General features: G+C 53.5%; 16 protein-coding genes. 3 read left to right on the top strand and 13 right to left on the bottom strand.

Translation table 11 applies throughout. The features are described 5' to 3' along the window. Positions 1-21: 21 nt before the first annotated feature. The 5 genes from HNQ64_RS17010 to typA all read right to left on the bottom strand — a co-directional run bounded on the left by HNQ64_RS17010 (position 22) and on the right by typA (position 7112). On the bottom strand, positions 22-708 hold the full coding sequence (locus HNQ64_RS17010) for a hypothetical protein (protein WP_184210795.1): 687 nt from the start codon (positions 706-708) through the stop codon (positions 22-24). 101 nt (positions 709-809) lie between these two features. Beyond that, the gene (locus HNQ64_RS17005; protein WP_184210793.1) at positions 810-2666 is read right to left on the bottom strand and encodes a c-type cytochrome domain-containing protein; all 1857 of its coding nucleotides are present in this window, start codon (positions 2664-2666) and stop codon (positions 810-812) included. A 47-nt stretch (positions 2667-2713) separates the two neighbouring features. Further along, positions 2714-3892 (bottom strand): c-type cytochrome domain-containing protein, encoded by a 1179-nt coding sequence (locus tag HNQ64_RS17000; RefSeq protein ID WP_184210791.1) that lies wholly within the window; start codon positions 3890-3892, stop codon positions 2714-2716. A gap of 182 nt (positions 3893-4074) precedes the next feature. Further along, positions 4075-5205 (bottom strand): sugar ABC transporter permease, encoded by a 1131-nt coding sequence (locus HNQ64_RS16995; protein ID WP_184210789.1) that lies wholly within the window; start codon positions 5203-5205, stop codon positions 4075-4077. A 62-nt stretch (positions 5206-5267) separates the two neighbouring features. Continuing rightward, positions 5268-7112: a translational GTPase TypA gene (gene typA / locus HNQ64_RS16990; RefSeq protein WP_184210787.1), complete on the bottom strand. Its 1845-nt coding sequence runs from the start codon at positions 7110-7112 to the stop codon at positions 5268-5270. A 260-nt stretch (positions 7113-7372) separates the two neighbouring features. On the opposite strand from typA, the gene HNQ64_RS16985 reads away from it, so the two are divergent. Beyond that, complete coding sequence (locus HNQ64_RS16985; RefSeq protein WP_184210785.1) at positions 7373-8221, top strand: MBL fold metallo-hydrolase; 849 nt, start codon at positions 7373-7375, stop codon at positions 8219-8221. Positions 8222-8294: 73 nt separating this feature from the next. Next, positions 8295-9420 (top strand): peptide chain release factor 2 gene (gene prfB / locus HNQ64_RS16980; RefSeq protein WP_221305481.1). Its coding sequence is split into 2 segments (ribosomal slippage): positions 8295-8357 and positions 8359-9420, totalling 1125 coding nucleotides; the frame shifts between segments, so codons are not numbered across the junction. A gap of 146 nt (positions 9421-9566) precedes the next feature. On the opposite strand, the gene pheT is transcribed toward prfB, so the two are convergent. The 3 genes from pheT to pheS all read right to left on the bottom strand — a co-directional run bounded on the left by pheT (position 9567) and on the right by pheS (position 13538). Continuing rightward, positions 9567-11972, bottom strand: coding sequence for a phenylalanine--tRNA ligase subunit beta (gene pheT / locus HNQ64_RS16975; RefSeq protein ID WP_184210783.1), 2406 nt, complete (start codon positions 11970-11972; stop codon positions 9567-9569). Between the two features lie 80 nt (positions 11973-12052). Further along, a complete protein-coding gene (locus HNQ64_RS16970) occupies positions 12053-12454 on the bottom strand; it encodes a GxxExxY protein (protein WP_246431084.1) in 402 nt (133 codons plus the stop codon). 64 nt (positions 12455-12518) lie between these two features. Beyond that, positions 12519-13538: a phenylalanine--tRNA ligase subunit alpha gene (gene pheS / locus HNQ64_RS16965; protein WP_184210781.1), complete on the bottom strand. Its 1020-nt coding sequence runs from the start codon at positions 13536-13538 to the stop codon at positions 12519-12521. A 279-nt stretch (positions 13539-13817) separates the two neighbouring features. Here pheS and HNQ64_RS16960 point away from each other — a divergent pair, with 279 nt between their 5' ends. Then, complete coding sequence (locus HNQ64_RS16960; protein WP_184210779.1) at positions 13818-16178, top strand: VWA domain-containing protein; 2361 nt, start codon at positions 13818-13820, stop codon at positions 16176-16178. Between the two features lie 14 nt (positions 16179-16192). On the opposite strand, the gene HNQ64_RS16955 is transcribed toward HNQ64_RS16960, so the two are convergent. The 5 genes from HNQ64_RS16955 to HNQ64_RS16935 all read right to left on the bottom strand — a co-directional run bounded on the left by HNQ64_RS16955 (position 16193) and on the right by HNQ64_RS16935 (position 25918). Further along, positions 16193-18583 (bottom strand): c-type cytochrome domain-containing protein, encoded by a 2391-nt coding sequence (locus tag HNQ64_RS16955; RefSeq protein WP_184210777.1) that lies wholly within the window; start codon positions 18581-18583, stop codon positions 16193-16195. After that, positions 18580-20877: a hypothetical protein gene (locus HNQ64_RS16950; protein WP_184210775.1), complete on the bottom strand. Its 2298-nt coding sequence runs from the start codon at positions 20875-20877 to the stop codon at positions 18580-18582. Before HNQ64_RS16950 ends, HNQ64_RS16955 begins: the two co-directional genes overlap by 4 nt. A 4-nt stretch (positions 20878-20881) precedes the next feature. Further along, positions 20882-23071: a DUF1549 and DUF1553 domain-containing protein gene (locus tag HNQ64_RS16945; protein ID WP_184210773.1), complete on the bottom strand. Its 2190-nt coding sequence runs from the start codon at positions 23069-23071 to the stop codon at positions 20882-20884. 14 nt (positions 23072-23085) lie between these two features. Then, positions 23086-24429, bottom strand: coding sequence for a DUF1501 domain-containing protein (locus HNQ64_RS16940; RefSeq protein ID WP_184210771.1), 1344 nt, complete (start codon positions 24427-24429; stop codon positions 23086-23088). 70 nt (positions 24430-24499) lie between these two features. Next, positions 24500-25918, bottom strand: a complete 1419-nt coding sequence (locus HNQ64_RS16935; protein ID WP_221305473.1) for a DUF1501 domain-containing protein — start codon at positions 25916-25918, stop codon at positions 24500-24502. Positions 25919-25936 lie beyond the last annotated feature (18 nt).

Raw genomic sequence — 25936 nt, 5'->3', positions numbered from 1 at the left:
AGCGAAGAACGAGGGGGCGCATCAATGCGATGGAATCTTTTCTGCTTTTTTACGGAACTGAACTGACTGGCAGAAGGCATCAAACTTGGCTGCATTCTCTTCGATGAGAGCTTTAGGGCCCGTCATCTTAATGAAGAGGGTGAGCTCGCTGGCCTGATGGATGAGACCGAGGAGGCGGTAATCCTGCTTTGCCGAAGCGGCATCTCCCATGCCTTTGAAGCTGCCATCCACACTGACAAAATGAGCAGGGCCACCCAGGAAGTTTTTGCGCGGCAGCTTGTCGATTTCCTCATCGGTCAAAGACGAGGCACCAATCTGGCTTCGCCAACGATTGATATTGGCGGCGAGCCCACCCGCAGGACCCGGCAGTGCCGAGAGGTAACATTCCCCTTCTCCATTCGGACCAAAGCTAAAATCAATCAAACGCATCTGTGAGGATGGCTTTTCAGACCAGCCTTCAGGCGTCACCCAGACCAAAGGATGCTGCTGGGGAGCATTGGGATCTTCCGCAGGTGCTTCCTGGTCATAAAAGCGATCTGCACTGCGGATGTCCACAAGCTGCTTGCGAGCATACTGAGAAAGTTCCCGCGATTCCGTGATGGGCTCACGCTCCTCCAGTCGTTTGCACGAAAACAAAGCCATGGTTAGGCCGATGAAAGAAAAGAAGGCCAGCTTGGTTGCGGCTTTACTGGAATGGGGGGACATCATGACAGGTTTGTCTGTTAAACGAACGAACGCCGTTTGCCTTTGGTTCGCGCAAGAACGGCGTTCAGGAAACTTAGACAGGAGGACTCAAAAGTCCATCCGCCTCAATTGGCTTTAGGTGCGGGAGCTGGTGGCTTTGCGTCAGCGGGTTTTGCAGGCGGGGGCGCATCCGCTTTGGCTGCTGGCACAGGTTTCGCCACAGGTGGAGCTACTGCAGGTTTGGCTTCGGATTTCTTCGCTTCTGGCTTCGGCGCGTCTTTTTTAGGCTCTTCTTTTTTAGGGGGAGTAGAAGCTGCAGGGGGCACCGGGGGAGCGGCGGTAAGTTTGGCAATTTCCGCTTCGCTGAGGCCGACATTGACCTTCAGTCCTGGGAGTTGCCCTTCCAGGGCTTTCGCTCCCGCTTGCGTCACGCCGGTCTGCCAGACAAAAAGTTTTTTCAAGCCCTTAGCGGCGGCTAGTTTGGCAATGCCTGCATCTGTGGTTTTAGTGCCGTAGAGGTTCAGATATTCAAGCTTCTGAAGTGAGGCTAGCTTGGCCAACCCTGCGTCTGTTACCTTGGTATTTTCAAGGTGAAGTCGCTCCAGCGAGGACATTTTGGACAAGGTCTCGGCTGCGGCGTCGGTTACCTTGCTGCGGGCGAGATCCACCCAGACGATGTGAGTAGCTATGGGGGCTAGCAGAGCGAGTTCTTGATCTCCAAACTTGTCTGTGGCGTTGATGACACTGAGGCGAAGTTGCTCCGTGTCTTGAGCCAGAGGCATCAGGGAAGCATTGAGAGATTGGATCTTCGCCGTGATTTCAGCGCCCTGCTTTTTCTCAGCTTCGGTGAGAGGTTTAGCCTTGGGTTTTTCTTCTTTGACCACCTTAGGAGCAGAGGTTTTCGGAGCGTTTTTGCCTAACAAGGCAGAGAGAGCGCTCTCCACATCAGGAGTTGGCTTCGCCGCAGCGACCGTGGCGGTGTCAGAAGCTCCTGCAGCGATCCACCACTTCAACAGTGCCAACTCTTCTTTGGTGACTTGCGGTTCATCGCTCGGTGGCATGTGCTCATCATCATCGTCTGGGAGTTTGATTCGCGCGAGAAGCAGGCTGTCGTCGGGCTTTCCAGGTACGACATTCACGTCACCTTCGCTCCCGCCCTTCATGATGGCGGCGAATTCATGCAGTTGCAGCTTGCCTTTCTTTTTCTCCGCTCCGTGGCAGCTCACACACTTGGCTTCGAGAATCGGGGCGATGACGTCTTTATAAACAACGGCTTTCGCGGCGATGGCAGGATCTAATTTTGCACCAGCGGCGGCAGGGGCTGCTTTAGGGGCGTCTGCAGGTTTGGCAGCAGCAGGAACAGGGGCTGCGGGTTTCGTCGCCGCGACTGCGGGCGGAGCCGCTACGGCGACAGCCTTTGCATCGTCTTCTGCGGTCCAGCCAGTATTAATCTGGGCCGTGGGCAACTTCGCTTTGATCTGGGCAACGCCGGCTTTCGTCACGCCAGTCTGCCACAAATAGAGTGCTTTGAGCTTTGGAAATTCTGCCAATTTTTTCGCCCCAGCATCGGTGACCTTGGTGTTGTAAAGATTCAGGTATTCTAATGAGCCGAGGCCTTTCAAGTGATCCAATCCTGCATCGGTAATGCCGGTGTTTTCTAGGTGTAGCTCAGTCAGGTTTTTCATCCCCGTTAAGCCGACAAGTCCTGCATCGGTGACTTTGGTACGGGCCAGATCTACTGAGGTGATTTTTTCCGCAATGGGGGCGAGGGCAGCCAAGCCGGCATCGGTGAATTCCTTGGCTACATTCAGGGCCGTGAAACGATAGGTTTTACCATCGGCAGCCACCGGCATGAGGGATGCACCCGTAGCATTCACTTTGTCTAAAACTGCTTTGATGGCAGGATCAGCAGCAGGCTGGTCAGCCGCAAGGACGGCAGAGGCCAACGCCAAAAGGCAGAAAAGGTGGGGACGAAGTCGCATACGTGAGGGGAAAGAATGAGAAAGTGTAGGGAGACAGTTCGCTGCAACTAGGGCTGTCCTTTCAAGACAACGTCCACGGTGGCCTGGGTTTCAGCCGGGAACTTAGCCTCAGCGACTTTTAGAGTCGCGGAGGCACCTTGTTGCACCCACCAGCGTAGAAGCGTGGTTTCTTCCGGTGTGAGTTGATCTTTGCCGTCGGGAGGCATGTGTTCGTCATCGTCGGCTGGGAGATCGATACGTTGGATACTGAGACTTTCGGCGGGTTTACCGGGGACGATGTTGGCACCGTTTTCTCCACCTTTCATGACCATTTCAAAGCTATCCATTCGGAGATCTCCTTTGGACTTCTCCTCATTGTGGCACTTGTTGCACTTGGCTTCCAGAATCGGGAGGATGACATGCTGAAAGACCAGTTTGTCGGTGCCTGCCATGATTGGTGGAGCGATGCCCCCTAAAACGGGTGTTGTTGAGGGAGGTGCTGGTGGCGTGACCGTGGCCGTCGGAGCATTCGTCGAGGGCTTGGTCGGATCGGGATTGGGCAATGCTGGTGGGGCCGTAGGCGGTAGGGCAGCCGGGGGGGGCGTCTTGGGTTTTTCGACAAAGCCGAGCATCCATTTTTCCATCCCGATCATCTGGCTCTTCATCGGCTCCGGTGCGTGCTCCGTGAGGAACTTGCTGCCATGAGACATATTGCCACCGAAGTGGGCCCCCAGGCCCATGACGCCAAAAGAGAGAAAGAATACAGCCCGATAGCCGTGAAGTAGCTCCTGGCTTCCCTGCCCCATCGCCATGATGCGGACGACCAAGGCCAGCAATACACCCGCAGTGCCAACCAAGGCCAAGGTTTGGTGAAGGGTGAAATTGCCACCTTCATACCCGCCTTCGCGAGAAAGCATAATCCCTGCCAGCACGGCTGCCACCGAACCAGCGGCCCCTACCCAAAGAGTCAGTAGAGCTGCAGGGCCTAGCTTTTCCTCACCACTGCGGGTCAAACAGGCCAGTTCCATGATGCAAAGCAACCCTAAAGCGCCCACTGGCATGTGCAGGAGAATCGGATGAAAACGACCGATAAAAAGCACCCCGCTGGAAGCTTCTGCGGAGGGTTTTTCAAACATGGGAGGGAAGATCAGCAGGCCGATGACAAAACCGACGATCAGCAACAAAGTGGCTACCCAGGTGCCGACGTAGGACTTCGGGGCGCTGAATTGGCTGGAGGGATGGGACATGGTGGGAACGGTTGCTTGCAGTTGTGTAGATTATCAACGCTGATCTCGTGCTGAATTGTTCACGTTACTCATGCCAGATTATGCTGGAATCATGTCAGATTCGCACGACGTCCATTCGAAGCACCGAATTGGAGGGGCCCAGCACAACAGAGGCCCAGCTTAAAATGCGGTGACGATGGCCGTTATGACTGACGTGACAATCGCACATCCATCCAGACAGCGAGCAACAAGACGCTGCCTCGAACCACCAGTTTATACTCTGGGGAAACGGACATCAAGGTCATGCCATTCAGTAGGGTAGCCATGATCAAAGCTCCCGCCAGGACGCCTAGCACCGTTCCTCGCCCACCACGCAGACTTACCCCGCCAATGACACAAGCGGCCACCGCATCCAACTCCATCCACTCACCAATATCTGTGGTGGAATTGCCCGTGTAGGAAGTCAGCATGAAACCGGTAATAGCCACAATGCCTCCCATGAGTGCAAAGGCTCCGATGACGACGCGCCCCACCGGAATGCCCGAGACCAAAGCTGCCTCAGGATTCCCGCCAATGGCGTAGAGATAACGCCCAAAAGCGGTGTGCTGAGTGAGTAGATAAACGCTTGTCGCCACCACACCAAAGATCACTGCAGGTAGGGGTATGCCACGGAACTGATTCGTCACGACAACAAAGAGGACGAGAGCCTGAGCAGCGATAAAAACTCGCAAAAAGGTGGACTCGCCACTTTCGGCCTCAAAGCCGTGGCTCAAACGCTGGCGGCGTGTTTTTAAGGTGGCGAGTACGAGTGTGGCGATGATCACCGTGATGAGCGCGTATCCCATCAGCGGTGGCAAGTAGAAGGTGCTGATAAGAGAGTACAGATTGCTCTGCCCACCAGGCACTACGGGCACGGTCTGGTTCTGAATGACTAACCAAAATAGCCCTCGAAAAACCAATAAGCCTGCAAGGGTAACGATGAAAGCAGGGATACGCTCTTTGACAATGAGCCAGCCTTTCCCCCACCAGATAAGCAAACCTGCGGTTAGGCCAATGAAGAGAGAAAGAGGCGCCGGAAAGCCAGCTTTAGCAGTTAAAACCGTGGCAATGCCACTTAGGAGGGCCAATCCACTTCCCACAGAAAGGTCTATGTGACCGGAAAGAATAACCAACAGCATGCCCATGGCCAGAGTGGCCGTGATGGACAACTCTGTCATTAACAATGACAGGTTGCGTGAGTCGAGAAACTTGGGCTCGACCACCGCGAAAAAACCACAAATCCCTAGCAGAGCTAGGGCGATCGAAAAGTCGCGTGGGGAAAAGGTGCGAGTCATGGGGAGCGTCGAAGAAAACGGATGTTTTACCCGGTTCTTCGACGCGCTCCAAGATAAACCTATTAACCCGCAGAAGCGATTTCAGCTTCTGTGCGCTTACGCTCACGCTGGCGCTGGGCGGAATCCAGTGTGCGCTTGCGCAGGCGGATGTTCTTGGGTGTCGCTTCCACGAGCTCATCAGGAGCGATGTACTCAATGGCGCGCTCAAGACCAAACTTCACCGGAGGGGTGAGCTGAATGCCTTTGTCACCACCAGCGGCACGGAAGTTGGTGAGCTGCTTGCTGCGGCATGGGTTGACTGGAAGGTCATCCGTGCGTGGGTTTTCACCAATGATCATGCCATCATAAACCAAGTCACCTGCGGTGACGAAGAGCTTGCCGCGCTCCTGGATGGTATCCAGGGCGTAGGAGGTAGCTTCGCCAGCTTCGGTGCTCACCAGGGTGCCCGTGCTGCGAGTCTGCATATGACCGGCGTGAGGAGCGTATTCGCGGAAAAGGTGGCTGTGGATGCCGTGGCCACTGGTCAAGTTCATGAGTTCGAATTCGAAGCCAATGAGACCACGAGTCGGGATGTATGCTTGAAGGGTCGTGCGACCGTTGTGAGCATTCATGTCTTCGATACGGCCTTTACGCTCGGAGATCGTCTTCATCACGCCGCCGAGGTAATCATCCGGCACGTCAATGTAAAGGGTTTCAAACGGCTCACAGATGACGTCGTCAATGCGCTTCGTGATAACCATCGGACGAGAAACCAGCACTTCGAAACCTTCGCGGCGCATCTGCTCCACGAGAACGGCGATCTGCATGGCACCACGGGCGCTGACATCGAAGATACCCGCCGTATCCGTGTCATTTACGGACAAGGTCACGTTCATCTTCTGCTCACGCTCCAGGCGGTCCTTGATCTTACGGGAGGTGACGTGCTCACCTTCACGACCGGCCAGAGGGCCGTCGTTGACCGCGAATTGCATCACGATGGTTGGAGGGTCAATCGCCACGAATGGCAGCACGGGAGCGTCAGCAGCTCCAGTCACGGTCTGACCGATGTCCACATCTTCAAAACCGGAGATACCCACGATGTCACCAGCGCCGCCTTCGACGGAGTCACTGGTGGTCAGGGTGGTGTATTGGAAAACTTTGGTCACCTTGATCGGGGTCGGTTTGTCACCTGGCTGCTTGCCCTGAAGGAAAACTTTATCCCCCATCTTCACGGTGCCGCGAGTCACTTTACCGATGGCCACACGACCCACGAAGTTATCCCAGTCAATGTTAGAAACCAGCATTTCAAAGCTGCCTTCCAATTCAGCTTTGGGTGCTGGGATATGCTCAACGATCTTTTCGAGGAGGAAAGTCATGTCCTTCTTCTCGCTTTCAGCAGTATCACTGACCCAGAGGGCGCGGGCACTGCCGTAAACAAAGGGGGCATTGAACTGCTCTTCAGTAGCTTCCAACTCCATGAGGAGTTCCAGCACTTTATCATGCACTTCATCGGGCTTGATGTGAGGACGGTCCATCTTATTGATGAACACGATCGGCTTAATGCCCTGCTGCATGGCCTTTTTCAAAACGAAACGAGTCTGTGCCTGGGGGCCTTCATAGGCATCCACGACAAGCATCACGCCGTCCACCATCTTCATCACGCGCTCCACTTCACCACCGAAGTCGGCATGGCCCGGTGTATCCACGATGTTGATGATGTTTTCGCCCCAATGAACTGAGGTGTTTTTAGCCTTGATGGTAATACCTTTTTCCTTTTCAAGGTCCATGCTGTCCATGGCGCGCTCGGCAATGGCCTGGTTTTCGCGAAAGTTACCGCTGGCACGTAGTAGAGAGTCCACAAGGGTGGTCTTGCCATGGTCAACGTGTGCGATGATGGCGATGTTCCGGATCTTGGAAGGAGGGGTCATTAGATGGGCGTATGGGGGAAGGGGCGCGGAGACTAACAGATTTCAGGCCTTTGGCAAACGGCGGTTTTGACTCAATCCCGAACTTTCACCAAACCGAGTCTTTAAATTTCAAGAAAATGGCCCTAGAAGGCCCTTATTAAGAGTGGATCGAGCGGGCTACTGCCTCAAAACCACTGCTTCTCATCAATTTTCATGACTCGAGAAGCAGTTGCATGCTGCTCTTGCTGGTTTTTTCGCATTTTCCCCACAATGTTGTTATTATGATTCAACCTTTGCAAAAGGACGATGCATTGCTCAATGACATCTCCTCAGTTCCTGCCGATGAAAGCCGCCTGGACGTTTGGTGGCTAGGGCAAAGTGGGTTTCTGATCAAATGGAATGGTTATGCTTTTCTGTTGGATCCTTATTTGTCGGATTCTCTCACCGAGAAATATGCCGGGACGGACAAACCGCATGTGAGAATGACTGAGCGATGCATCTCCCCTTCCCGGTTGACCGATTTAGCACTCGTCACAGCAAGTCACCTGCATACGGATCACCTGGATGCCCAAACACTGATCCCTATTGCGAAGGCTAATCCTGGATTACCTATATTTCTTCCTGCCCCAATTATTCCTGAAGCGAAAGCCAGACTTGGGGAAGCCGACCTGGCCTATCTAGAGCTGAATGATGGTGACTGTTATCTTGAACGCGAATGGTCCATCGAAGGCATGGCGGCAGCTCACAATGAGCTCAAGACCGATGAGTTAGGGCGGCATCACTGTATTGGGTTTATTCTTCGCTGTGGTGCTTTCACCATCTATCACAGCGGAGATACGCTGTGGCATGACGGTTTGATTGAAACCCTTCGCCCTCTAGCCTGTGACCTCATGCTACTGCCGATCAATGGGCACCGCCTAGAGCGGCGAGTCTCTGGGAATCTTAATGGCACGGAAGCGGCGGCTCTAGCCAAAGCCTGCCGCGCCCAACTGGTGGTACCCTGCCATTACGACATGTTCACCTTCAATACCGAAACACCGGCGGAATTCACCCAGGCCTGTGAGCGCCTGAGTCAGCCTTTTCAACTCATGCAGTGTGGGGAAAGGATCACCCTGTCTTCGAAGGAATGAAGCAATTCGCATTTGCATCCATCGAAGCTGTGTCCTATCTGCCATTTCTATGGAAACGACCAACAAGTCCGTCCTGACCGACCTCCAGGCGTTCGACGTGGCGAGCCTTAAAGGCCGCCTGAGCGAACTCCGGAGGTATCTTTGACCTCCCTAAACTGACCGAAGAGCTGTCGGCGCTCGAACACAAGATGACCGACTCAGGCTTCTGGGACAGCCAGAATGCCGCCAAAAAAGTCATTGATCGCGCCAACGTGATCAAGAAACAAATCACCCCTTTGGGTGAGCTGGATGCACGCGTGGAAGACTTCCCTGTGTTGATCGAACTGGCCAAGGAACAAGGCGATACTCAAAGTTACCGCGAAGTTCAAGCCGAGTTTGATGCGATCCAGAAAGCCATCGGCAACTACGAGTTGGAGCTCCTTCTCAAAGGGCCCTTTGACCGTGGCGGCGCCTTCCTCACTATCCACTCCGGTGCTGGTGGCACGGAGGCGTGCGACTGGGCAGCCATGCTGATGCGCATGTTTGTGCGCTGGTCGGAACGCCGAGGTTACAAGGTGCAGACCATTGATTACCAGGAAGGTGATGATGTGGGGCTGCGCTCTGCCACTCTAGAAATCACAGGCGAAAACGTTTTTGGATTTCTCCAGGCAGAACGTGGCGTGCATCGCCTCGTTCGGATTTCGCCCTTCGATGCGGCCAAGAAGCGTCACACCTCTTTTGCCTCCATTGACGTCACTCCTGACAACGAAGAGGAAATCGACATCGAAGTACGCGATGACGATCTCAAGGTGGATACCTACCGTGCGGGTGGTAAAGGTGGCCAGAACGTGAACAAGGTGGAAACGGCCGTCCGTATCACCCACGTTCCCTCAGGTGTCATCGTTGCCTGTCAGGTGGAGCGTTCCCAGCCAAAAAACCGGGCCAAAGCCATGGCCATGCTCAAGGCCAAACTCTACCAGATCGAAGAAGACAAACGCCAAGCTGAAATCGCTCGCCAGTATGGAGAGAAGACCGAAATCGGCTGGGGGAGTCAGATTCGCAGTTACGTTTTCCAGCCCTACCAGATGGTCAAAGATCACCGCACGGGCGAGAAGACCGGTAACGTGGCCGACGTCATGGATGGGGACCTAGATGCCTTCATGGAAGCTAAGCTCCGTGGCAAAAAATCTGGAGATAGCGACGGTGACGATGATGTTTAATTGATGCTTTGAGCAGTCACCTGTATGAACGGGTGGCTGCTTAGCTTGGGCTCTGTGTTAGAGACAGAGTGCCGTTTTTTTTAAATATCCTGCCTCAGGATTACCTTCTTCCAGATAATCCCAAGACAATCATATCCAATTTGCGACTAGCGGCGAATCGTCGCAGGCAGAGCTTTCTCCAGAGCGGAGAGAATGCGTGCATGAGTCGCATCTACTTCGGCCGTTTCCAGGGTCTTCTCAGCAGAACGATAGGTTAGCGTCCAGGCCACGGATTTACGGTCTGCAGGCAGTTTGTTTCCAGTTGGATCCAAGAAGACATCAAAGAGCTCTGCCTTGATCAAGAGTGCTTCTTTGATACCTGCGAAGAAGGCATTTACCTTAGTGTTTGGCAGATCCGCTGGGAGCTCAAAAGCCACGTCACGAGTGACGGCGGGGTAGCGAGGTAGATCTTCAAATTTCGCCGGACCGCTGCTGCCCTGACGAAGCGCGCTGAGGAGGAGTTCCACCACATAGACAGGGTGGCGAGCATCCAACTGCCGAGCACGCGCGGGATGCACTTGAGCGATCCAGCCCAAGACACGATTTCCCACCTTCAGCTCGCTGTGCAGAAGGAACGTACCATTATCTACCAGCGGCTTAATATCCAGGGAGGTAACACCAGGGAGAGCTTCGACCAATCCACGGAGGTCAAAGATATCCGCAGGCTGTGGGTCGCGACCATGCCAGGAGCTAGTGGCCACAGGACCACTGAGCAGAATGGCGAGGCGATCTTCTTCGCGTGTTTGACCGTTCGGTAGCTTCAGGAAGATGCGGCCAGATTCAAAGAAACGCAGGCGCTGCAGTCCTTGGCGGTTATTTAGCGCGGCGGTGGCGAGCAGGCCAGGAATGAGACTAGGGCGCAAGGTGGTGAGGTCTTCACTCAGCGGGTTTTTTAAAGCCACGCTCACAGCAGCTGGGTTAGCATTACCCAGGCTATCGCTGATCTGAGCCGTGGAAATAAGCCTCAAGGTTTGCGCTTCGTTAAACCCACGATTTGCCAGGGCATGGCGTAGCTGCATGACATGGTCATACTGACGATCCGTAGCATCCCCACTGGCCATGACGGCCGTGAAACGTGAGGGCACGCGATCTAGACCCACCACACGAGCGATCTCCTCGACAAGATCCACGCTGCGGACGAGGTCCAAGCGGTAGCTAGGGATGGACCAGGTGGTTTTGGCAGCATCACCGCTGGTCTTGGTCAGGCCTAACTTAGTAAGAATGGCATGGGCTTCCTCGGTCTTCAAATCTGGAGCGCCTAACAAACGATGCGCACGCTCTTCATCCAGAGTGACGTCCTGCAAAAGCGTGGGGGGCGAGCCAGCGAGGGCGATGGTTTCCTCAGCCTGACCACCCGCGATTTCGAGGATGAGCTTCACAGCGAGATCCGAGGCACCCTGGACCTGGTGAGGATCGCTGCCGCGTTCGAAGCGATAGCTGGAATCTGAATGGATGCCCAAGCGACGGGAAGTACGACGAATGCCTGAAGGCGTGAAGTAGGCGCTCTCTAGCAGCATGTTCACGGTGCCCTCGGTAACGCCCGTTTCTTCTCCGCCCATGACGCCAGCGATGGCAATGGGGCGCTGGCTATCAGCGATGATGAGATCCTCTGGAAGAAGGGTCGGCTCAGTGCCATCGAGAGCAAGAATCTTTTCCCCTTCACTGGCACGGCGAACCACGATGCCTCCATTGAGCTTATCCAGATCAAAGGCATGCAGGGGCTGGCCCATTTCCATGAGAACATAATTGGTAATGTCCACGATGTTGTTAATCGGACGCAGCCCGATGCTCTCCAGGCGCGCTTTGAGCCAATCCGGGCTCGGGGCGACCTTGATACCTTTGATGACGCGGGCGGTGTAGTAAGGACAACCCTCCGTGGCCTGAAGGGCGACTTCGGTTTCTTGGGCAGGGCGGGAGTTGGAAGTTGCTGCGGTGTGATCCCGGGCACCTTTCAATGGCAAGCCTGTGAGTGCGGCCAGTTCCCGGGCTAAGCCCAGATGGCTGAGGAGATCGGACCGGTTCGGGGTGATCTCCAAATCGAAGACGGTATCGGAAGCCAGGATCTCTTTCAGCGGTTTACCAGTGGGCAAAGAGGCATCTAGAATCATGAGCCCGCCAGTGTCTTCTCCAAGACCGATCTCCTTGCCGCTGCACATCATGCCATTGGAGACCACATCGCGAAGTTTGCCTTCCTTGATGGTGAAGCCGCCCGGAAGCACGGCGCCGGGAAGCGCGAGAGGCACTTTGTCCCCAGCTTTAAAATTCTTAGCTCCGCAGACGATCTGTCGCAACGTGCCAGAGCCATCGTCCACCTGGCAGACGCTCAACTTATCCGCATTCGGATGCTGAACAAACGATTCGATCTGAGCCACCACCACCTTGTCCGAAGCGATCCCCGTTTCTTCAATACCTTCCACTTCAATACCTGCAAAGGTCAAGAGGTCTGAAAGCTGGGGAGTGGAGTAAGCGCTGAGGTCAAGATGCGTGCTGAGCCAGGAGAGAGAAACTTGCATGAGAGAAAGGAGAAAAGTGAGGTGCAGGGAAACAGGGGAACCTTATTTTTACAGGATTAACAGGATTCAGACTCTTGTTACTAATCGATAGGATTACCAGAAGGACGGTAAAGACGGAATTTGCGTTTAAATTGAAGACTTTGGGCACCAAAATTAAGGATGAGACCGTGATCAATTCCAGTTGCCGTTAGATAGTTAACAGTCTGAGCTTCATGTGCTTTGACGATGTTCTCACAAGATTTGAGCTCAATAAGAAGCTTTTTGCTGATAGTAATGACCAGATCTGCGGCAAACTTACCGACTATTCTCCCTTTATAAAAAACATTGATGGGCACTTCGGATTCAAATGGAATCGCCGCCGCAGCAAGTTCCACCTCAAGGCTTCGATGGTAAATGGATTCACTGTATCGAGGACCCATGTGGCGATGAATCTCCATGGCCATGCCAATCACTTTCTCGGTGAGTTGGTCAATCGTCATCATCCAAAGAAAAATCCTGTTAATCCTGCAATCTTGTTAATCCTGTATAAATAATTGTGATCGCCTATTAAAACTGCTGCAGGAAGCGGGCGTCGTTTTCGATGAGGTGGCGGATATCGCTGATGCCGTGAAGGATCATAGCGAGGCGGTCTAGACCCATGCCAAAGGCAAAGCCGGTGACTTTTTCAGGGTCGAACAAATCGTCACCACGCTTTTTGCTGACTTCGGCAAAAACGGCGGGGTCCACCATGCCGCAACCTGCAATTTCGATCCAGCGAGCTTCTTTTCCTTTGGCCTCAAGCTTTACATCAATCTCGAAACTAGGCTCGGTAAAAGGAAAGAAGTGCGGGCGAAAACGGACGACGGTTTTAGGACCGAAGACTTCGCGGAAGAAGAATTCCAGCGTGCCCTTGAGATCGGCCAGACTGACTTCTTTATCCACGTAGAGGGCTTCAATCTGGTTGAATACACTGAGGTGTGTGGCGTCAATTTCATCGCGACGATAGGCAGCCCCCGGGGCGATGATGCGAACTGGCAGTGCCTTGACGGTTTCCATGGTGCGGATCTGTACGCTCGAGGTGTGAGTGCGTAGCAGGCGACCATCCGGCAGGTAGAAAGTATCACTCTCATTGCGAGCGGGGTGATCGGCAGGTGTGTTCAGGGCATCAAAACAATGCCATTCCGTTTCAATCTCTGGACCATCTGCCAAAGTAAAACCGACACGACGCAAGGTGCGCACGGCGAGATCACGAATCTGTGTGAGAGGATGCAGGGTGCCGATGCCTGTGCCAGGGCGCCCTGGTAGACTGAGGTCAATGCCCGCGACGGAGGCGGCGTCTTTGGCGGATTGAAGAGCTTCTTGGCGGATGGTGAGGCCACCGGTGATGGATTCACGCACTTCATTGAGTTTGGCCCCCACTTCCTTTTTTAAATCGGGAGAGACATCGCGCATGCCTGCGCTGAGGGCAGTCAGCTTGCCTTTTTTACCCAGGTAATCAATGCGGAAGGCCTCCAGCGCAGCTTCATCAGACAAGGTATCAAGCGCGGCGAGGGCTTCAGTTTTGAGGGAGTCGAGTTGTGCGAGCATGGGAAAAAACGGCAAAGGGCCAAAGGGGCTGCGATGATGGGCGCAAAATCGGCGCTGTGCAACCTGGAGGTGAGAGGGCCCTGGCCACAAAACAGAGCTTCGACTCATGTCTGGGAGCTACTGGACTACGATGAACGAAAACTTCTCGTGTTTTTCTCGCTAGGTTTTGGGTTTTGCCGCTGTTCTTTGATGCCCTTTTGACTTTGTGAGTTTAAGGGCGAGGCGACAGTGAGGTGGCGAACACCCGCCTCTTCTCGCCTCAACGCATTTGCCAACTCAGTGAATCCCACCACCGAAACCACCCTTCGTTTTACCGGGGACTACCCTGCCCTAGCAGTCTGGGGACTGGCCTTTGTGCTTGCAGCGGCGATGTGGTTTCTTTATCGTCGGGAATCCCGACATCAAACGGGGGCGGCGACTTGGCTGCCGGCGGCCCTGCGTTCAGGGGCTGTTTTCATTCTTGTTCTGGCACTTTCCGGTCCTGTCATGCGACGGGAGACCACCCAACGTCAGTTAGGCCGTGTGGTGCTGGCCGTGGACACCTCTGCCAGTATGAAGCTGGAAGATGATCTCGCACCTACACCCAATGCGTCAAATGCAACGGAGGCGACAACGGATAAAGTGAGCTCGACAGCTTCCCGTCTAACACGTGCGGAAAAAATGCTCCTGGGAGGCACAACACCTTTGCTGAAAAAACTGACGGAGACTCAGGATGTCGAGCTCGTGCTACTGCGGGGGCAGCAGACCCAGCGCCTGTGGTGGCATCGGCAAAAGGGCAAGGACACTTCTGGGGAGATGCCTCGTGAATTCGATCTCCAGGCCGATGTGCCGATTACGAACCTCGATAGTGCATTGCGGGACGCAATTGGGCCTGCAACGCCAGGCACAGCCCTGGTGGTGCTAACGGATGGCCAACACAATGCCTCAGGGTCACCTGAGGAATTCGCGGCAACGATGAAGCAGGCAGGCACGCCGATTTTCACCATCGGTTTTGGCAGCGAGACTCCTCCACCCGATCTCAGTGTGCTGAATGTCGTGACGGCTGAATCTGTTTTTGCGGAAGAGAACCTCCAGGGGCGGGTCATCGTCAGTGATTCTTTGCCATCAGGCACACCTGCCCAGGTGCGAATCACCAGCGGTGGCAAGACTCTTTGGGAGCAAACCTTCACCGCCGATGGAAAAGGTGACCGCCGGTTTGACTTCACCTTCCCCGTCAAACAATTGCCAGACGCTGCGGCGTCCGAGCGAGATAAAACCCTTCGTCTTCTCCAAGTCCAGGTGGCTGCGCAGGGGGAGCGATCAGGCATTGAAAAGACACGCGCTAACAACACGCGTGAAGTGGCGTTGCACTTGTTAAACCGGAAACGCAAGGTGCTCATTCTCGACGGGCGTCCGCGGTGGGAGACTCGGTACATTCACAATCACTTTGATCGGGATGATCGCTGGGAATCGAAGCTGGTGCTGGATGACTACGCGGAAAAAGCTCAGGATGGCGCTTTACAGAGGGAATTCCCCAAAACCAGAGAAGATTTATTGAGCTATGACCTTGTTCTTTTGGGCGATGTGCCGCCTTCGCGCTTCAGTGCACCCCAAACAGACTGGTTGGTCGAATTTGTCGAAAAGCGCGGGGGAGGGCTCATTCTCATTGATGGCGCACGGGGGCATTTGAGGCAGTGGGCCGAGGGGAAAACAGCCGCGCTGCTCCCTGTAACATGGACGGTTGAAACACCGTCTAACCAAAAGATTGTTTGGAATCTGTCCAGTGAAGGTGAACGGCAATCAGCCCTGCGTTTGAGCGACAGCCCGAGCGCAAATAGCACCCTTTGGCCGACCTTACCTGACATGCGCTGGGCCTCCTATGTTCAGGCTCAACCTGGGGCTACCACGCTGGCCTATTTTCAAACGAGTGCCGCTCCAGAGGCCAAAACGGGTCGTCCTGCGGCCGTCTTCCGGTCAGTCGGCGCAGGGGCCGTTCTTTATTTGGGTACGGATGATCTCTGGCGTTGGCGTTATCAGGTAGGCGATCTTTATCACCAGCGCCTCTGGATGCAGCTAGCTGCTTGGATTGCCGCCCCGCCCTTCCAGGCCGAGAATCAACAGGTCTCCATCGGCACAGATCGGCTCCGCTACACCCCAGGTGAGCAATCAGAAATTCGGGTGCGTATTCGCAATGCTGCGGGTGACCTCGTGAGCAATGCCGAGCCACGTGCTTTTCTACTGCTGGATGGCAAAGAAGTGGCGACACTCCAACTGGAGGCCGATCCAACCCACTTTGGGATTTATCGCGCTGTTACACCGCCTCTGAAAACCGGGGCTTATGAGATTGCAATCGCGGAAAGTCCAACGGCTCAGCGAGGCGACCTTCGACTGTCTCTACGGGTTGCGGATTCTGGAAATCCTGAGTGGGCGACGTTGACGATGAATCGGCCTCTCCTTGAAGCCATGGCTTCGTCCTCAGGTGGGCGATTCCTACGCGAGGAACAGGCCGCCACAGAATTACCTAACCTCCTTCAGTCTATTGACCGCAAGCAGACCACCATTTCCGAAACCATCCTCTGGTCCAGTTGGTGGTGGTTTGGCACTGTGATTATTTTCCTGAGTGTCGAGTGGCTATTGCGCAAAAAGATGCGCCTCGTTTGATCCACAAGACGCTTTCAATGGGGCTCGGGAGTGAAACGAGCGATCTCTTTCCCTGAAGTAACGCGCCAAACGTGCAGTACCCCTTCCTCACCGCCCGCCACCAGCCAATCCCCTGTGCGGTTAATCGCGAGTGCATTCATAAAGTCCTTAACGCCGGGAAGAGATTTCACTTCTGCTCCTGCACTGTTTATGATCCTGACCCGGCCATCTCCTGAGGTTGTGGCCAGGGTATCGCTGCCGCCTAGATAGTCCGTCGCAGTGACTTCCTTATCCCACCCTTCCACATTCTTGCGCCGATCTCCTGCTGTCCAATCCCAAATCTTAACCACATTGTCCGCCCCTGCGGTAGCAAGCATCCGCCCATCATAACGCCAAGATAGGCCTAACACATGATGTGTATGCCCCTCAAAAACCTTGAGTACTTTACCCGTGCTGAGATCCGTGATACGCGCGACTTTATCCGCACCTCCTGACGCCAGCAGCTTTCCATCGGGTGAAAAATCCAGGCACAACACACTATCCAGATGACGCTCGTTGTAGTTGGCAATCACCTTATTTTCAGCAACTCCCCAAAGAAGAATATCGCCGCTGCGTGAAGGTTCACCACTGCCAATGGCTAGGGTTCGGCCATCTGCTGAAAAAGCCAAAGCATTCACCCGATCTGTGATAACGGATTTATCATCCCCACTTCCTACGGTGCGTTCAAGTTTCCAGATCGCCTGCGACTCATCGGGAAACAGTAAGCTCGCTTGACTCCCTGTGATCACCCAACCTGCAGGAGTTGGCCAATCCAAGGCCTGAACTTGACCGATTTCGTTCACCCTTTGTTGGCTGATAGGAACTCCTGTTTCTGCGGACCAGACACGGACTTCGCCGGCAGTGTCCACGCCCGCCACTTGCAGTGCATCGGGTGAAAAACATAGAAATGACTGAATGGGGATGGCTGAGGCGTGAGCTTTAGTGGCTTCATTTTTTGTCAGGGTAGCTGCTGCCAGGTCCTTCTTGGCTAGTTCAAGAGCTTGTTTAGCTGCTGTCACAGCCCCAGTGGCCTTGGCCATAGCCTTAGTCACCAGCGTGATTTCCATCTCGGCATCCTGGATAGCTGTTTCTGCTCGCTTGAAAGCTTCCTGGGCCTCAGTCAATTGATTCTTAGCGGCCGTGGCTGCCTCAATGGATGCCTTATTTTTTTGGATCATTGCAGCATCCTTCTTACTTTCGAAAGACTTTTCCAAGAGGGCCTCGGATTCGGCTAGTGTCTTGCTCGCAGCTGTCTGCGCATCTTGCTTGAGTTTCAGTGCCTTGGCTTTGTCATCACGTTCTTTTCTAGCGATGTCAGCGAGTTCCTTGACTTTCTTTAATTGAGTAGCGAGATCGGTATTTTCTTTCTCAGCTTTGGCAATCGCTGCGGTCTGCCAGCTCCCTTCAGAAGTTGATCGAGCAATGGCATTCGCTTTATCTCTCAAGGCTAGTTCAGTGGCAAAATCTCCTTGAATGTTCACCAACATTTTGCCGGTCGCGACTTCCCAAATCTTGATTTGATGATCGGCTGCACTTGTAGCGAGGCGCTGATGATTCGCACTGAGTGCAAAAGCTGAAATGGCTGCCCCATGCTTAAAGTCGCGTAGCTTGCCGCCAGTCGATTGATCCATGAGAGTCACCGTATCGGGCAAAGACTTAACAAGAGTGAGTTTTGAATTGCTCGAAGAAGCGAGGGCTGTCGAAGGTCTCGGCTTAAGCTCTTCGCGATGCCAGATTTTAACCTCTCTGAAACTTCCCGTAGCCAGTCGTGTGCCATCTGGACTGAAAGCCATGGAGGGAATGACATCACGATGTGCGACTCCAGGCTTTTTATAGAGGCCTGACTTGATTAACAAATCATCGGTTAGGCGTGTCACTGGCTTCGCTGTCGGCAGATGGTACAAAGTCACCTGATTTCCTCGCGCGGCTGCTGCATATTGCGCATTTGCTGTGATGGCGGTGGCATAGATGGGCCGAAAACTTTCTGGCAAAGGCTCCCAGGCGATCACTCGGTGTTGTTTGGCTAAATAAAGTGCGCCCTCATCAATCCACTGTTTCAGCAGTGCTAGCTCGCCCGATGTCAGTTTCACCGCCCCTACTTTGTTGCTCTTCGGCGGCATTTCAGAATCCCATTCTCCAGCAGCCGCTAGATAAATCAGACTCTTATCCCCCTGCCCTCTTTCGATGCCCTTACCGTTTTCACCTCCCTCTATCATGAGTTCAGGTGTTTCCATATTCAGCTCACCTTTGGTGGTGGTCTTGTTATGGCAGGCAAGGCAATTGTCTTTCAAAACAGGCCAAAGCTGTTTTTCAAAATTAATCGTCGCGCCCTCACTGGAAAGCGCGTGCGCCAAAAACAGAGTTAGGCGAAGAAGTAAATGTTTCATTTCTTGGCAGCCTCCTTCACCCGAATCCGAATAGGGTTGGAATAAACAATGAATGTGGTGTCTTTGGCGGGGTTTTTAGCGGTGAGATCTTTCAGTGTCTTAATAGCTACCGCTTTGGCTTGATCAGCCTTTGCCATCTTCGCTGTCAATTCTTTCATTTGGATCTGGAACTGAGCTCGGCCTGCTTGATCTTCAGGCTTGAGTGCTTTCAAAGTGACATTCACAGCCTCCAATTCTTTTTGGATGTCCGTCCGCGACTGCGAGGCTATCTTTACAAGGGCCTCGGCTTCAGCGATCGCAGCCCCTTCACGTCGGTAAGGCATCCTTGCTGGACCTTGCAGGATAAAACCGTATTCTCCTGGAGCCAGCTTCAGGGCCTTCACATCCATCCTCAATTTCCCCTCCAGTGCTTTCGCGGGGATCGTCAGTTCAGGTGCTTTAGTCACATCTACGAGCCCCAATACTTTCAGCTTTAGCGCATCTATACAGGCATTGTGACGCGTGGCTTTGAACGCCAATTCCAGCTTTCCTTCGGGACTCGCTTCTAGAATCCCGGGTGTTATGCATTCGATGATGGCGGGAGCCTGCTCTGCAACCACGCCCAGAGCAGGAGGTCCAGCGAGGCGGGTGGACATCACCTCGCGCCCCGTGTCTTTCAGGGCCCAGTTAAGGAAGGCAGTCTGCCTTAGCCCCGCCAGAACTGAGGCTCCCAATGGTGCATCTTTTGATGCTTGAAAGCCAATGTAGCCCAATGATTGGCCTTTCCCTACAAAGCCCCCTAAGCAGGTGACACCTTGGGGAAGATCCGTCACCGTCAGATTCACGAATTCACTGCTGGCCGAGCGCCCGGGCAAAAAAACCTCGATGGCAGTCACGCCTTGACGCCAAACATTGGCACTCGGTATCTCATAAGGACCCGTAGCCGCTACAGGAGGTAGTGTAGGGTGAATGGCGATGGCGTTCTCCACTCGCGATTCGATGATCTTTGAAACCCTCAGACGATAAGGGTAACGTCTTCCATTAGCCGCATTGAGCGGATCACTCAACGAGAGTCTAAAGACGCCGTCGGCTTTTGCTTCATAACTGTAAAAAGGGTCCAAACGACTGAGACGCACCGAGGGGCCTGGAATATTCACAACTGGGTCGTTAACATCGGCTTGGAGAGTCAGACTCTCTTTCCCTGCACTGTCTTTCTTCACGGATTCAATGAGCAAAAGTGGATCCGTTGGGAGGCCCATTTGCTGAGAAATCACCTCTAAGGTAAAACGTTCCCCTGCTTTAAAAGCCAGCTCAAAGCTTTGCGAGGCTCCGTTTTCAGGAAACCAGCCTCCAGTTTGTTGGTCCAGTTGAAGGAGAATAGGAGATGCCGCAGGCGGAGCTACGGTATCTGCTTCTTTTCCAAGGATAAATGGGATAACAGGGCTGGTGGAAAGAAGATCCGCTTTCTTCACTGAGTCCACAACCAGACGCTCCAAAGAATTGGCCTGGCTGATTCGCAGCCCATGTTCGGCCTTACCGCCTGGCAGATTCCATCCGTAAGCAACGTCTCCCGCGATGCCCCATACCACTGCACCTGTTGTTAGGTTGAGGCGGTAGCCATACTCGTCGCCAGCGCCAAACATGAGATCGTTTATGCGCAGCTTAAACTCTCCGTCGCTCGGTGCCGTAAAGTCCAGCAGACCATCTCTTAACCTAGCCCATTCGCGACCGGAATGATCTATGACGGCCCCCACCAAGGATACTCTAGAGCCAAAGTTAGCCCCGACAAAAACGCCCAAGATTCTTTGGCCCTTCTGAGCATCGAAGGCAAACCAATGCGGAATGCTTTCTTTGAAAACACCCTGGATGGCGGCATTTAATGGCACTTTCAAAGCTCGATCTGACTTGGAATTCGAGCCAGGAGATTCCACGTTATCAAGGTGACTCACCTGAAAGACTCGGGGATTTGACACCCCATATCGTCCGACCAGTCTCACATCATAGAAGTCGTTAGGCAGGTTATTTGGCAGTTGAACTCCTAACATCCCCTTCTTTCCTGCCACGGGCTCGAGTTGGAGACTGCGAGAATCCGTCCGGCTCAGACTGCTAAGCAGGAGCGTCTTAGCCCCGTCCAAATCCGATCCTCTGAATTGAATTTCAACATGGCTGCCGGGCTTCCCACCAAGTGGTGTGATGGAGGTAAGTACAGGAGAAGGAAAACTAGCCTGAGCCCAAATAGACGTGGCCGTACCTGCAAGCAGCAGCGCGATGATCTTGACATGGCGAAACACCATCGTCGGAGGTGAAATACGCATGAGCTTAATGGTTGAACAGAAACTCTTTGGTATTCATCAAGGCCCAGAGAATATCCTCAAAAGCTTCTTTTCGACTGGTCATCAGCTCAAGATCCTTTTTACCAATGATCTTTTTGGTTAGGTGCTCCTGGGCTAAATGGAGTTCTTTAGGAGTCGGGTCACGGCTCAGCGCCAAATGATACACATCTGTGATTTTGTCATCATCAGGTCGCATGTCTTTGGCCATACGATCTGCACGACCATCCTGCCGCGCGAGCTGAGTCTGAATGTCTGCTGCATTCAACAAGTGGAGGCTTTGAGCCAAACTGGCCTCCTGCGTGCGCTCACATTCACAAGCGCTTGATGAGTCTGGACGCCCAAAGACATTGAGGAAATAGGTGCTTTGATTGTAGCTATTGTCGGGTAATGCCACCGCTCGTGTGCCGGGTGCTTGACCGGCAAACTTGCTTTCAGTTTCCAACAGATTGTTTACGGCATCATATAACACTTCAGCATTCAGACGTTTGGGATAATAACGACTGAAACTTTGGCGGTCTTTGGCATTCCACTGGTTAGGCTGAGCACTGAGCTGGTATGTAGAAGAATTCGTGATGGTGCGTACCAATCGTTTCAAATCATAGCCGCTCTTTACGAATTCAGTGGCCAAAGCATTTAGGAGTTCTGGATTCACGGGCGGATTTGTTTCGCGCATGTCGTCCTCCGGCTCCACAAGCCCACGATTGAAAAAATGTTTCCAATAACGATTCACCAGTGTGTGTGCAAAGAACGGATTGTCTTCACGGCTCATCCAGTCAGCCAATGTCTGGCGAGGATCCTGCTCTGGCCGGAGCTTTAAAGCCTCCCCTCCTAGACTGGTGGGAGACACAGGCTGTTTGGTGCGGATATTCATCATTTGGGCGAGGCCACGCTTATTAAAAACCAGATCTTCATCTTTCGCGCCCGAGGCTTTGCGACTGACATTGGCAAAGAAAGCGGCGAAGCCATAATAGTCTTGCTGGCTCCATTTTTCGAAAGGGTGATGATGACACTGGGCACACTGCATGCGCGTGCCAAGAAAAAGCTGAGCCACATCTTCCATTTGCTGTTTGGGCTCTTTCACCTGCCGATACCAAGCCACGGGTGGATGCTGATCCAAACTACCCGAGGCGGTCACGACCTCGCGAGCGATTTGGTCAAACGGTTTGTTATCTGCGAGGCTATCGCGGATCCATGACCAGAAAAGATAGCTCCCGCGTGCATAGCTGGGTTGGGTGCGTTGATTGCGGAGCAGTGCGCTCCATTTGTTGGCGAAGTATTCTGCATACTCGGGACTATCGACCAGTTCAGCGACACGCAATGCACGCTTGTTGGTATCTTTAGAGGCCAGAAAGTCCTTCATCTCCTCTGGAGTGGGTAAACGTCCAGTGACGTCCAAGGTGACGCGACGTAGGAAAGTGGCATCGTCACATATCTCTGATGGCGGCATGCCGATCACCTTCAGTTTGGCGATGACCAGCTCATCAATGAAATTTCGCACGGGTGGTGTCTGTTCCACTGGTGCTCCAAGTGGGATTGTGGCACGAAAGGTGGTGACTTTCCCCTGATAACGCACCATCACAGCGACATCACCCGGCAGGTCAAAAAGGGTGACCTTGCCTGACTCACTGGCTTCCGCCATGGCTTTTTCATTAGGCTCATAAAGCGCTCTCTTCGTGACATCTCTTGTGGAGCCATCAGTGTAATGAGCGGTGACTTTCAGTTGTTGGCTGCCTTTGAGCGGCATTGTCAAAACAGCGGGTTCCACATGGATGTGAGTCATCTTGGGGTCGGTATCTTTGCCATAGGGCATGCCTTCCCGGATCCAGCGAACGAGGTCCTGATAATCTTCAGATTTAGGGTCTAACTTTTTGCCACCGCCATGAGGCAACTGGGCAGTGCCTTTGGTTAAAAGCAGACTTTGTTCTGGTGATGCGGGAAAGAGACGACGCCCGCGGGCTTCTTTCACGATGTGTTCGTAGTCTTCCTGAGGTTCAAAGCCAAGCAGAGATAGCTTGAAGCCGTTTTGACCGCTAGCTTTGCCATGGCAGCCACCGGAATTGCATCCCCCCTTTGTCAAAATAGGCACGATGTCATTGGCGAAGTTTAAACGCCGTGGAGCTTCCGCTGCATAGCTTAAGCTGGTGATCCAAAGACAAAAAAGAAATGAGACGCGCATGAAAGCTACAAATTTTAAATCAATTCGGGCATGGCTGGGTAGCCGCCTTCAATGAGGTATTGAGGGCGACCACTAAGGTCATCAAGAGTGACTTTGTTCACATCAATTCCGAGGTGCTGATAAAGCGTGGCAAATACCTCTCCGAAGGCCACGGGACGATCAGTCGCCTCTCCCGCCAGTTTATCCGTAGCACCAATGACCTGCCCATGCTTCATTCCGCCACCTGCCATTAGAGCGCAGGAAACACGGGGCCAGTGATCACGACCTCCTTTGGGGTTGATGGTGGGAGTGCGACCGAATTCGCCCCACACGACGACGGCCACATCTTCATCCAAACCCCGTTCATGCAAATCAGTGATCAAGGCACTTAGAGCACTGTCAAGAAGAGGGAGATCTTCGCGAAGTTGGCCAAAATTATTGGCATGATAATCCCAACGACTGAAGCCTAGAGTGACGACACGTGCCCCTGCCTCCACCAAGCGACGAGCCGCTAAAAAGTGCTCTGTTAGGCGAGGTCCACCATCATCACGATTTCGATTTTCCCCCTGACCATAGCGTGCCGTTATCCGTTGATTTTCTCGGCTCAAGTCGAGTGCCTGCAGCAACTTAGGACTCGTTAAGACGCCTAGCGCTTGTTGATTAAAAGCGTCCAAGCCGCTCATCAATCCACTGGCATCCATGTCACGGCGAAGCTGATCAAAACTCTTTAACAGACCCGCGCGATCATGCAGACGATCGAGCGAAATCCCATGCAGAGTCATGTCATCGGTGCCACCGCCCCGGTTTGGCTGGAATGGAGCATGAGCGACGCCTAGATAACCAGGCTCGCCATTTCTTGCCCAAGGTGCATGTCCCATTTTGGGGGAAAGCCCCACGAAAGGCGGCATGGCGGAATTTACAGGGCCTTGTAAACGAGAGACAATCGCGCCCATCGCCGGCCAGCCACCAGGAGGCTGTCGTTTGCCACTGCGCCCCGTCAGACATTGAAAAGCATCGTGACTGCTATCGCAATCTGCCATCGAGCGAATAAGCGTACACTTATCCATGATCTTGGCCATTCGGGGAAGCAACTCGCAGATTTGTATTCCTGCCACATTCGTCGAAATGGGCTTAAATTCCCCCCGAATTTCAGAGGGAGCATCCGGCTTCAAATCAAAGATGTCTTGATGCGCGGGCCCACCAGGCAGGAAGACCATGATGACTGCTTTGTGTTTCGTTCGGCTGCCTTGTTGCGATTCAGCCTTCAGGAGTTGAGGTAGCGAAAACCCACCCATGGCCAATCCGCCGATTTTCAAAAAGTCACGGCGACTTCTGCCATCGCAAAACCCTGAGTGTGAAGAACCGTGGATCGAAAGCATGATTGCAGGAGATAGTTCGAATCAAAAACAATACGTATGATGAGCTCCAGATTATGTCAGCCGTGTTTTTTTAGACTAAACCCGCGATGGGCGAACCCATATAAAGTGTATGTGGCCTGCCCGTGAAATCCTGCCACATCTGTTCGCGGGGTAAGCCTAGAGCCTCGTAAATCGTAGCCGCTAAATTTTCGGGAGTTTGCGGATCGCTGGCCGGGTAGCCTCCTGTTTTGTCACTGGCCCCAATCACCCTTCCCCCCTTGACTCCACCACCTGCAATCAGCAGGCTTTGAACGCTCCCCCAATGATCACGTCCAGGCAATGCGGTGGCGCTGAGCTTGGAAATCTTCGGGGTGCGACCAAATTCGCTGCCCATCACGATCAAGCTCTCATCCAACAAACCCTGGGCATCTAGGTCTTCGATCAAGGCACTCACGGCCTGATCCATGGGCGGTAACAAATGATTCTTCAAATTTGGGAATGCAGCCTGGTGGGTATCCCAGGTCTCATTATTCCCCAAATTTACCTGCACCATTCGCACCCCACTTTCCACCAAGCGCCTTGCCATCAGCAAACTCCAGCCAAAGCTGTGGCGACCATATCTGTCTAGCCATTTGGGTTCCACTTTATCAAGGCTGAAAGCTTCATGAACTTTCCTATTTCCTAACAATGACACGGCCGCTTGGCGAGTTGCATCGAACGAGACATCTCCAGCGATCGTGGTTAGGTCATCGGTCTGTTGCTCCAACGCATTGCGTAGGGAGACTCTGTCCATCACGCGATCCAATGTTAGGCCATGAGGCAGGGACAAATGAGGTGCTTGAAAGCACAGACTCTCATCCACCTCGAATCCTCGCTCATGATGAAATAGATACTGCGGAAAAGCGCCATAATGCTTGGGATGGTAAGGGGACATTTCTAGAAACCAAGGGTCGTGCTTGGCACCTAACGTAGCTCCAAACTGGCCGGGCAAAACGCTGCCCGTGCGATGGACCAGCTTATCCGGCAACACAATTGCGGGAGGCAGGTTGTTCGTGCGTGGCAGTAGGGCTGTTGCCAGCGCCGCCATGCTCGGGTGATCTGACTTCTGCGGTTTTGTCCGATCAATTCCGATCGGCAGTTCACTCCGTCCCGTCAGCATGACATGATGACTGAAGGAATGATCGTTGCTGCCATGGGTCAAGGAACGCACCAGTGACCATTTGTTTGAGATCTTGGCGAGTCGTGGCAGGTGCTCGCAAATGTGAAGGCCTGGTGTACGAGTGCGGATAGGTTTAAACTCTCCGCGAATTTCCATCGGTGCGTCTGGTTTCAGATCAAAGCTTTCATGCTGCGCAAGGCCGCCTGAAAGGAAAATGTAGATCACGGATTTCGCCCGTGGTGGCGAGGCTGGAGCTGCCAGTGAATGAAGAGCGGTAAGATGATTTATCCCAAACCCCAAGAGGCCTATCGCTCCCGCCTGGATCGCCTCACGGCGTGTGTGCCTGCGCATTGGATGCAGTAACGACAT

Origin of the sequence: Prosthecobacter dejongeii, assembly GCF_014203045.1 — a bacterium.
GTDB lineage: Bacteria > Verrucomicrobiota > Verrucomicrobiia > Verrucomicrobiales > Verrucomicrobiaceae > Prosthecobacter > Prosthecobacter dejongeii.
This window is presented reverse-complemented; position numbering and strand designations above follow the sequence as displayed.